Origin of the sequence: Streptomyces palmae (assembly GCF_004684805.1) — a bacterium.
In the GTDB taxonomy this organism is placed as follows: domain Bacteria; phylum Actinomycetota; class Actinomycetes; order Streptomycetales; family Streptomycetaceae; genus Streptomyces; species Streptomyces palmae.
In genome coordinates, this window is the sequence record NZ_SRID01000251.1 from 1 (window position 1) to 10280 (window position 10280).

At 72.5% G+C, this 10280-nt stretch carries 9 protein-coding genes and 1 pseudogene; all 10 read right to left on the minus strand.

Going from position 1 to position 10280, the window contains the following annotated elements:
- Window positions 1–207: flavodoxin-dependent (E)-4-hydroxy-3-methylbut-2-enyl-diphosphate synthase (locus tag E4099_RS22530; RefSeq protein WP_167828449.1), on the minus strand; the 207-nt coding region annotated here is incomplete at its 3' end.
- Between the two features lie 4 nt (window positions 208–211).
- Window positions 212–1237: an adenosyl-hopene transferase HpnH gene (gene hpnH, locus E4099_RS22535; RefSeq protein ID WP_135340930.1), complete on the minus strand. Its 1026-nt coding sequence runs from the start codon at window positions 1235–1237 to the stop codon at window positions 212–214.
- 5 nt (window positions 1238–1242) lie between these two features.
- On the minus strand, window positions 1243–1905 hold the full coding sequence (locus E4099_RS22540; protein WP_135340931.1) for a phosphorylase family protein: 663 nt from the start codon (window positions 1903–1905) through the stop codon (window positions 1243–1245).
- On the minus strand, window positions 1905–3890 hold the full coding sequence (gene shc / locus E4099_RS22545) for a squalene--hopene cyclase (protein ID WP_135340932.1): 1986 nt from the start codon (window positions 3888–3890) through the stop codon (window positions 1905–1907). Before shc ends, E4099_RS22540 begins: the two co-directional genes overlap by 1 nt.
- Window positions 3891–4046: 156 nt before the next feature.
- Complete coding sequence (locus E4099_RS22550; protein WP_135340933.1) at window positions 4047–5144, minus strand: polyprenyl synthetase family protein; 1098 nt, start codon at window positions 5142–5144, stop codon at window positions 4047–4049.
- The gene (hpnE, locus tag E4099_RS22555; RefSeq protein ID WP_135340934.1) at window positions 5141–6634 is read right to left on the minus strand and encodes a hydroxysqualene dehydroxylase HpnE; all 1494 of its coding nucleotides are present in this window, start codon (window positions 6632–6634) and stop codon (window positions 5141–5143) included. Before hpnE ends, E4099_RS22550 begins: the two co-directional genes overlap by 4 nt.
- A gap of 76 nt (window positions 6635–6710) precedes the next feature.
- The gene (gene hpnD, locus E4099_RS22560) at window positions 6711–7664 is read right to left on the minus strand and encodes a presqualene diphosphate synthase HpnD (protein ID WP_135340935.1); all 954 of its coding nucleotides are present in this window, start codon (window positions 7662–7664) and stop codon (window positions 6711–6713) included.
- Window positions 7661–8575: a squalene synthase HpnC gene (gene hpnC / locus E4099_RS22565; protein WP_135340936.1), complete on the minus strand. Its 915-nt coding sequence runs from the start codon at window positions 8573–8575 to the stop codon at window positions 7661–7663. The genes hpnD and hpnC overlap by 4 nt, the downstream gene beginning before the upstream one ends.
- A 370-nt stretch (window positions 8576–8945) precedes the next feature.
- On the minus strand, window positions 8946–9632 hold the full coding sequence (locus tag E4099_RS22570) for a TetR/AcrR family transcriptional regulator (protein WP_245245084.1): 687 nt from the start codon (window positions 9630–9632) through the stop codon (window positions 8946–8948).
- Between the two features lie 520 nt (window positions 9633–10152).
- Window positions 10153–10280, minus strand: a pseudogene (locus tag E4099_RS22575) (ABC transporter ATP-binding protein); the annotation flags it as partial.

The following is a 10280-nucleotide window of genomic DNA, read 5'->3' on the forward strand; positions in this document are numbered from 1 at the left end:
GCACCCCGACGCCGTCAGCTCCGCGATCTGCTGCAAGGTCGCACCCACATCCGCGGTCACCGTGGTCGTCATCGACTGCACCGACACCGGCGCGTCGCCCCCCACCGCCACCGACCCCACCTGGATCCTGCGGCTGACCCGCCGGGCCGCCAGCGGGCGCGCCGGAATCTCCGGAAGGCCCAGGGCCACCGGTTCGGATAGGATCATCGGTTCACCCGCGGTTTCCGGAGACGGTCTCGCGGGCCGCGCGCAGCGACTCCTTGAGCGACCCCATCGTGGCCAGTACGGCGGTCGGCTCGTAGCCGCAGTGCGCCATGCAGTTGTCGCACCGCGGGTCCTTGCCGCGGCCGTACCTGTCCCAGTCGGTCTCCTCCACCAGCTGCCGGTAGGAGGGGACGTAGCCGTCCGCCATCAGATAGCAGGGGCGCTGCCACCCGAAAAGCGAGTAGTTGGGAATTCCCCAGGCGGTGCACGGGAAATCCGTCTTGCCCTCCAGGAAGTCCAGGAAGAGCGGGCTGTGGTTGAGTCGCCAGCGCCTGCGGTTGCCCTTGGCGAAGGACTTCCGGAACAGCTCGCGGGTCTGCTCCACGCCGAGGAAATGCTCCTGGTCGGGGGCCTTCTCATACGCATAGGCGGGAGAAATCATCATCTCGTCCACCTGGAGTTCGTCATTGAGGAAGTCGAGTACCTCGACAACGGTCTGCGGTGTGTCGGTGTTGAAGAAGGTGGAATTCGTGGTCACCCGGAATCCGCGCCGCTTGGCCTCCTTGATGGCGGCCACCGCCTCGTCGAACACGCCCTCCTTGGCCACCGACTCGTCATGCCGCTCACGCAGCCCGTCGATGTGCACGGTGAAGGCGAGATACGGAGAAGGGGTGAACTTGTCCATCTTCTTGCGCATCAGCAGCGCGTTGGTGCACAGGAAGACAAAGCGCTTCCGGGCCACCAGCTGCCGTACGATCTCGTCGATCTGCGGGTGCATCAGCGGCTCGCCGCCGGCGATGGAAACCATGGGGGCCCCGCACTCCAGGACCGCGCCGACGGCCTGCGCCACCGGCATGCGCTGCTTGAGCACACCCGCCGGATGCTGGATCTTTCCACAGCCCTCGCATTTGAGATTGCACGCGAAGAGCGGTTCGAGTTCCACGATGAGCGGGAACTTCTCCCGTCGGCGGACCACCTTCTGTTCGAAGAGATACGTCGCGACGCGAATGGACTGACGAAGCGGCATGGCCATCGAGCTCACCTCCTGGGGAGCGACAGAGAACGGTGCCAGTCAGAAAATGCCGGCAGCACCATGCGGAGGACGCGGAAGGCCGATATTCCCCCGCGCAGGGTGCCGATGCGGACGAGTTCGTGTTCAGGAGCGTCCACGACCACTCGGACGGCCGCAACCGGACGCGGGCCGATGTGTGTCGCGGTACGCAGGGTGGCGGCGGACTCCATGTCCACCGCGATGGCGCCGGTGGCGCGCAGCGCGGCCCGCTCGGCGCCGCGGACCACATGCCCGGAGCCGATCAGCGGGCCGGTGTGGACGACCCGCCGGCGGTCGCCGCCGAGCAACTCGGTCAGGGCGTCGACCAGCACGCCGCCGCCGGCGCAGCGGGTGCGGCCGTGCTCGTCCCGGGTCTCCTCGGCCACGACCAGGTCCCCCGGGTGCATCCCGGGGGACAGCCCGGCGCAGAAGCCGGTGGCGACCACCGCGGCGTCGGCGGCGGCGGTCCCGTCGGTCAGCACCCGGCGCACCGCCCGTTCGGCGGCCTGCGGGCCTATGCCGGTGCGCAGCACCACCGGGGCGGCGCCCCGGCCGCCCCGGCCGCCGCGCAGGGCGAACCGCTCGATGCCCATCGCGCAGGCGATCAGCAGCGGCGCGGGGTCGCCCGCGGTGGGAGCCGGCCCGGCCATCACGGTCTCCGCGCCCGGGCGGGGGAGGGTTCGCCGTGCAGGTAGCGGCCGAGCGCGGTGACCGGGAAGACCTGGCGGTACAGGTGGTAGTTGATGGAGAAGTCCCAGGGGAAGCCGGTGCCGGTGAAGTACGGTTCGTCCCAGGTGCCGTCCGCCGTCTGGGTGTCCACCAGCCAGCCCACCCCGCGCTGCACGGCCTTGCCCTCCCGCTCGCCGGCGGACAGCAGGGCCAGCAGCGCCCAGGCGGTCTGCGAGGCGGTGGACTCGCCTCGGCCGCGCCAGGCGGTGGAGTCCTGGTAGGAACGCTGGTCCTCGCCCCAGCCGCCGTCCTCGTTCTGCACCCGCTCCAGCCAGCTCACGGCGCGCCGGATGGCCGGGTGCTCGGTCGGCAGTCCGGCCGCGATCAGTGCGGGGACCACGGATCCGGTGCCGTAGACGTAGTTGGTGCCCCAGCGCCCGAACCAGGATCCATCGCTCTCCTGTTCGGCCAGGAGCCAGTCGATGCCGCGCCGGGTGCGCGGGTCCTCGGCCAGCCCCTCCCAGGCGAGCATCTCCACCACATGCGCGGTGACGTCGGCCGAGGGCGGGTCGATCACCTCGCCGAAGTCGCAGAACGGCAGCCGGTTGGGGAAGGGGCTGGTGTTGTCCACGTCGAAGGCGCCCCAGGCGCCGTTCCGCGACTGCATGCCGAGGTTCCACCGGATGCCGCGGCGGATGGCGGCATCCACCCTCCCGGAGTCGGGGTGCCGGACCCTGCGCAGGGCGAGCACCACCTCGGCGGTGTCGTCGATGTCCGGGTAGTTGTCGTTGTGGAACTCGAAGGCCCAGCCGCCGGGTGTCAGCCCCGGGCGCCGCACGGTCCAGTCGCCGGGCCGGGTGATCTCCTCGGCCAGCATCCAGTCGGCGGCCTTGACCAGGGCCGGGTGGTCGGCGGGCAGCCCGGCGTCGGCGAGCGCGATGGTGGCCAGGCAGGTGTCCCAGACCGGTGACTGGCAGGCTTCGACCATGCGCACCGGCTCGGTGCGCTCCACGCCGTCCGGGCCGGTGGTGCGCTCCTCGCTCCAGACCGCGAAGCGGTCGAGCGACTCCAGCCCGGCGCGCAGCACCGGGTGGTCCAGGTCGTATCCGAGCAGGTGCAGGGCGATGATGGAGTACACGGCGGGAGGCTGGATGCCGCCCCAGCAGCCGTCGTTCTCCTGGCGCTCGACGATCCAGCGGGCGGCGGAGCGCAGCGCTGCCCGGCGCAGCGGGCGGATCGCGACCTTGTGGTAGGCGTGCAGCGCGCGGTCCAGGCCCTGGAAGGCGCGGTCCCATCCGGTGCGCGCGGTGCCGGGGGCCGGCGGATTGGGTCGACGCGGGTCGGTGTGCAGCTCGTCCAGCGCGAACGGCGCCGGACGCACCGGGCGCTTGGCCGAGACGATGGTCAGCGGCACGATGGTCTGCCGGGCCCAGCAGCCGAAGTCGTAGATGTTCAGCGGGAACCAGCTGGGCAGGTAGATCATCTCGGGCGGGAGCTCGGGCAGGTCCTCCCAGCGCCACCAGCCGAACAGGGCCAGCCAGATGCGGGTGAAGACCCGGCTGCGGGCCACGCCGCCGGCCTGGCGCACCCAGGCGGAGGAGGCGGCCATATGGGGGGCGTCGGGAAGGTCGCCGGCCAGCCTCAGGGCGGTGTACGCCTCGATGGTGGCGGACAGGTCGGGAGGGCCGCCGTGGAAGGTGGCCCAGGTGCCGTCCGGGCGCTGCTGGGAGCGGATGTAGCGGGCCGCGGCGTCCAGGGTGTCGCGGTCCTGGATGCCCAGGAACTGGCGGAGCATCAGGTCTTCGGCGTCCATGGTGACGTTGGTCTCCAGGTCGCCTTTCCACCACCCCGCGGGGTCCTGCCGCGCCAGCAGGTGCTCGACCGCGCGGGCGGTGGCGTCCCGGGCCGCGGTCAGCGCCGCGGGCTCGGACGGGGTCTCGGAGGGTTCGACGGTGGTCGCTGTCATGGTTCCCCTTGCAGGTGAGATCTTCCGTGCTGGGGTTTCCGTCGGTCGGCACCCGCGGCCCGGAGGGCCGTGCCCCGGATGCCGACCGGCGACTGCGAGCTATATGAAGGCGGTCTCGGTGGTGATCATCTCTCTCCGGCAGTGATCAGATGGCGCTCATCTTTCCCGTACCACGACGAAGTCGGCGAGCGCGAGGAACTGCTCCCGCACCCGGGCCGGCAGCTCCACCTCGTCCAGGGCGCCGAGGGCGGTGGCGTGCTGCCGGCGGGCCTCCTGCGAGGTCCAGTCGCGCCCGCCCGCCCGTTCGATCAATGCCGCGCGGGTGGCGAACTCCTCCTCGTCGAAGTCCATGAACTCGGCGTCGGACTTCTTGGCGTCGGCGGCCAGCAGCTCGGCCAGCTGTTCGGACGCCTGGCCGCCGGCGGCCAGCGCGGCCACCACGGGCAGCGACTTCTTGCGTTGCCGCAGGTCGCTCCAGGTCTGCTTGCCGGTGGCCACCGGGTCGCCCCAGATGCCCAGCAGGTCGTCGACCGCCTGGAAGGCGAGGCCGAGGTGGTGGCCGTACCGCTCCAGGATGTCGGCGGTGCGGTCGTCCGCGCCACCGAGCACCGCGCCGATGGAGGTGGCGCAGGCCAGCAGGGCGCCGGTCTTGTTGCCCTCCATCTCCAGGCACTCCTCCACCGAGACCCGCTCCCGGTGCTCGTAGGAGATGTCCTGGGCCTGGCCGTCGATGAGGCGGCGGGTCGCCGCGGTCAGCCGGCGGGTGGCCCGTCCGGCCTCCACGGTGCCCAGTTCCAGCAGGATCTCGTTGCCGAGCGCGAAGAGCGCGTCGCCCACCAGGATGGCCTGGGCGGGACCGTGGACCTTCCACACGGTGTCCCGGTGGCGGCGCTGTTCGTCACCGTCCATCAGGTCGTCGTGCAGCAGGGAGAAGTTGTGCACCAGCTCCACCGCGACCGCGCCGGGGACGCCGGCCTCGGCGGGGGCGCCGGCGGCCTCCGCGGACAGCAGTGCCAGCGCGGGGCGCACCGCCTTGCCGCTGTCGCCCGCGGTCGGGCGGCCTTCGGCGTCGATCCACCCGAAGTGGTAGGAGGCGACGGCGTCCATCGGGGGCGCGAGCCGAGCCACAGCGGCCCGCAACACCGGCGTGGTCAGTGTGCGTCCGCGCTCGAGCAGCGCGGCGACACCCGCGGTGTCGACAGCTGGGGTCACCGGGGTCACAGGGTCTCCTCTGTTCTCTGTGATGGTGCTCATAGCGCCTCCCCGAGCGCCCGTCCGCCGGGGGCGGACAGTGCTTTCCGGGGTGGCCGGGACAGCTGCGAGAGGGCGCCGCGGGCGGCGGCCAGGCCACTGCGCACCGCGCTCTCCATGGTTGCCGGCCAGCCGGTGGCGGTCCACGCGCCGGCTAGGTGGAGGCCGGGCACGTTCGTGGCGGCGTGCGGACGGAGCCGTCCGACGCCGGGGGTCGGCGCGAAGGTCGCGGTGCGCTCGCGGGTGACGAAGAAGTCCCGCACGGTGGCGGTGCGGGCGGCCGGCAGCAGCCGCGCCAGCTCGGGCAGGTAGCGCTCGCGCAGCTCGGCGACCGGCCGGTCGATGTCCCGCTGCGCCGCCGACTGGGAGACCGCCAGGTACTGGCTGCCCCTGCCCCCGGCGGCGCGGTCGAGCCCGGAGGACTCGGTGCGGTCGAAGACCCACTGCACCGGGCTGCCGATGGCGGTGAAGAAGGGGCGGCGCAGCACCGGGCGGTCGTAGACCACATGGAGGTTGAGGATGGGCGCGGTGCCGATCGCCAGCAGCCGGTCGGGGTCGTCGAGCGCGCCCGGCGGGAGCAGCTCGTGGGCCTGCTGCTGCGGTACCGCCAGCACCACGGTGTCGGCGTCCAGCCGCCGGCCGCCGTGTGCGGCGTTCTCGGTGGTGACGCTCCAGTGGCCGGCCGGGGTGCGGGTGACGGCGGTGGCCCGGGTGCGCAGCTCGATCCGGACCCCGGCCTTGGCCAGGGCGCCGCGGGCGCGGGTGTCGTGCAGCTCGCCGAGCGGGACGCGCGCCCAGCCGATGTCGGCGGCGCCCGGTTCGGTCAGCAGCCCGGTCCGGAAGACCATGGCGGCCAGGCCGAGCGAGGCGTGCTCGGCGGTGGCGTTGAGCGTGGCGACGCCGACCAGGTCCCACAGCGCCTCGATGGCCCGCGGGGACTGGCCGTGCCGGCGCAGCCAGCCGGCGAAGTCCACTCCGTCCAGGGCGGGGTCCATGGGGTCCAGCGCCTTGAGCGCGAGGGCGGCGCGGCCCACCTTGAGGCGCTCCAGTGGCGACAGGTGCGGATAGCCCATCAGGCTGGCGGCCAGGTGCAGCGGGACCGGCAGGCGGTTGCGGCGGATCCGGCCGAGCCGGGGGCCGCGCGGGCCCGAGGGGTCGAGCACCGGTACGTCCAGGGTGCCCTGGAGCGGGGCGTCCCGGGCCGCGTCGACGCGGTCCAGGAACCACCGGTAGGCGGTGCAGCAGCGCAGGTAGACGTGCTGGCCGTTGTCGACGGTCAGCTCGCCCACCGGGGACGGCCGGCGGAAGGAGAAGGCCAGCCCGCCGAGCCGGGGCCGGCCTTCCAGGAGGGTGACCCGCACTCCGGCGTCGGCCAGGGCCAGGGCCGCGGTGATACCGGCCAGCCCGCCGCCGACGACCACGGCGGCCGACCCGTCCGGTCGGTCGGCCGCCTGGTCGCCGCGCCGGTCGGAGCGGGTGGTCTCGGCCGTCATCCGGATGCCTCCCTCGGTGCCGTCGGTGCCGTCGGTACGCGGCGAGCCGGACGCCGCACGATCATGTATGCCCCGATCATCGCCCGACTCCCCTCGCGTTGCGCCGCGCGACGCCCCGGGCGTCCAGTCCGGCCAGTCCGCGCACCGCGACATAGGCCTTCTCCCGGACGGGGAGGGAGACCCGGCCGCGCAGTACGGCCGAGGGGTCGCGGGCGATGCGCTCCAGCAGCCGGCGGTAGATCCCGGCCATCGCGGCGACGCAGGCACCGCTGCGCCGGTCGAGCATGGGCAGCAGCCGGTACCCCTCGGCGAACAGGGCCCGTGCCCTTCTGACCTCGAACTGCACCAGGCCGGTGAAGTCGGCGTCCAGCGGCGCGGAGGGGGCATGGAAGGCCGGCGGGCAGCCGAATTTGGCCAGGTCCTCGGCGGGGAGGTAGGTCCGCCCGTTCCGGGAGTCCTCGCGAACGTCCCTGAGGATGTTGGTGAGTTGGAGTGCCAGCCCGAGGGTGTCGGCGTACTCCGGGGCGCGTTCGACATCTTGTGCGCCGCTCAGAGTGCCGAACACACCCAGTGAGAGCCGCCCGATGGCACCGGCCACGCACCGGCAGTACACCCTGAGGTCCTCCCAGGTCTCGTACTCCCGGCCGGAGACGTCCATCAGGACGCCGTCGATCAGCTCGTCGAGGCCGCCCAGCGGGATCGGGAAGCGGCGGGCGGAGTGGGCCAGCGCGACCGCCACCGGGTCGGTGTGGTCCTCGGGAACGGCGTCGGCCCGGATCCGGTCCAGCACCGCCCGGGTCTGTGCCAGCCGATCCCGCTTGGCATCGGCCGCCAGAGCGCCGTCGCCGATGTCGTCCACCCGCCGCGAGAAGGCGTACAGGGCGGACATCGCGTACCGCTTGTCGGTCGGCAGGAGTCTGATGCCATAGGCGAAGTTCCGGGCCTGCTGCCCGGTCACGGCCTCGCAGTAACGGTACGCCGCGAGTACCTGCGGGGACATGTGCGCAGATCCGTCCACGGTCCGGCTCACCCCTCTCGTCGCAGTGTCGCCCCCACCTCGCGCAGCAGGCTGAGCTTGGTGGGCTTGGGCGGTCCAGGGAGTACGTCGTGCCCGGCGGCCTCGACGGCGCCCAGTGCGGCCCGGCCGCCCGCCACGAACCCGGCGAGCAGCAGACGAAGCCTTCCGTGGACGCTACCCACCAGCGCGGCCCCTTCATTCAGCAAGGCTGCCGCACGTTCCGCCTCGTAGGCGACCAGAGCGCGCACCGCGGGACCGGACCGGGGCACGGCGAGATCGGCCTCGGTGACCTTGAAGCGCGCCATGTCCTCGGCGGGCAGGTAGATCCGGTCCCGCCGCAGGTCCTCGGCCACATCCTGGACATGCTCGACGATCTGCAGCGCGGTGCAGATCATGTCCGAGCGGCGCACCCGCTCGGGACTGGTGGTGCCGGTGATGCCGAGGACCAGGTGCCCGACCGGATTGGCGGAGAGCTCGCAGTAGGCGAGCAGCTGTCCGTAGTCGGCGTACCGGCGCACCAGCTGGTCCTGCCGGTTGGCCTCGATCAGGGCCAGGAAGGGCTCGGGGGTGAGCTTGTGCCGCCGCACGGTGGGGACCAGCGCGCGCAGCAGCGGATGGCGAGGCGCGCCCCGGGAGGGGGTGAAGACCCGTCGCAGGTCGGCCTCGAAGGCGTCCAGCACGGCCGACCGGTCGTCGGCGTCCGCCTGCTCCCGGGTCAGGCCGAGGACCTCGGCGTCGGCGCTCCCCGGCGGCAGGTCGCCGTCGCCGATGTCATCGACCAGACGGGCGAATCCGTAGACGGCCATCAGGTCCGTGCGCCAGGCCCGCGGCAGGAAGAAGGGCGCGACGGGGAAGTTCTCGTGGGCCGCCTTGTCGAGCACCGCCTGGGCGCGCGCCTGGGGCCCGGTCCGGCTCTGTGACATGTGACGGGTTGCGCTGCGCTCGTCCTCCACGGTCACCGTGGACAGCCAGGCCGGGAGGCGAGAGCCGCACTTCCGCACGGGGCCCGGCGACCGGGCCCTGCGGGAGCGCTGGAGGTAGGCCGTCTAGCCAATGCCGTCACATCCCCCGTTCTACACCGGTGAGCAGGATCCGAACGACGCGGACACGCCGCGCCGCTGGTCCCGGGGCGGGCGACCCGTGTCCCAGGACGAGCGGCGTGGGCGTGCGTCCGGCGTGGCCCGGATGGGCACCGGACCAGCTTACGCCTCCGCCGCCTTCAACGTACGAAGGGTCGCGGAGCCGGGCAAGCGCTTTCCGGCGAGGTGCCGGGGGCGTGTGCGCCGCCCCGCGCTAGGCCGGCTCCTCGAAGTCGTCCGCGATGCCCAGGGCGATGCACAGGTCGCGCAGCTCGCGTTCGAAGAACGCCTCACCGCCGGAGAGGGCGAAGGACAGATAGCCCAGGGTCTCCATGCAGATCAGTCCGTACAGCCGGACCCAGCAGCGGAGGGTGATGGCGATGGCGCCCACCGGCAGCGCGATGCCCTGGTCCTCGATCAGCGCGCGCATCTGCGCCACCAGCCCGGCGTCCAGGTCCTGCTCGGCGGGCACCGGGAAGGGGCGGATCCGCCACAGGTCCTCGATCAGACGGGTGATCACCGAGCCGAAGACCCAGCCCATGTCCCGCTCCGGCTTGGCCTCCTCCCGGCCGAGCCCCGGGGCCCAGGGTCCGAGCACCAGCCCGAACTCGTGCGGATGGGCGAGGGCCCAGCAGCGCAGGGCGCGGGCGGCGGCGATCAGCCGGCGGCCCGGCTCCTCGACGGGCAGCCCCTCGATCCCCGTGCCGACCTGTTGCGCCATCTCGGCGAAGATGTCCCCGCGCAGGCCCATGATCAGCGCGTCGCGGCTGGTGAAGTAGCGGTACACGGCGGGGGCGGTCATCCCCATCTCCCGTGCGATCGCCCGGATGGTGACGTTTTCCGGCCCCTCCTGGATCAGTAGGGACCGGGCCACCTCCTTGATCTCGCGGATGGTGGCCATCCGCAGTCTCTCGCGACGCGAGAAAGGCGCCGCCTGCGCATCCCCGTGAGACACGCATCCCCCCTTCTGGACGGTCGGCCGCCGCACTCGGCGGCGCAGCACACAATACCGACACTCCGATTGGAAAACAGGGCGCCGTAAACGCCGTGCGTTCGCCGCCCATAGACATAGTAAACACCTATAGCTGGTGTGAATTTCAGTTCCTGATCGGCGAAAAGGAGCCAGGCATCGATATGACCACCGCCGGGGAGCCGCGCGGCGAGCGTCCGGTGGAGGAAGCGCGGAGCCACCGCGAGCCGGCGACCGCGGTCGATCGGTCCGGGCGCCCGGGCGCCCACCCCCCGTCCGGGTGATCGTCCGCAGCCCTGTACGGATCCGGGTCCCCGGGCTCGGCCGGCAGGCCCGGATCCCCAGGGTGCCGAGCGGGCGGCCACGCCGCGTCGGGCGGGATCCGGCCGGCGCCCGGGAGCATGCGTCGGGCCCTGCCGGAGTGCTCCGGCAGGGGCCGACGCCCGAAGACCTACTTCCCGGTCTCCTTCTCGTACGCCTTGATCACCTCGTCGGTGGGGCCGTCCATCAACAGCTCCCCCTTCTCCAGCCACAACACCCGATCACAGGTATCCCGGATCGACTTGTTGTTGTGGGAGA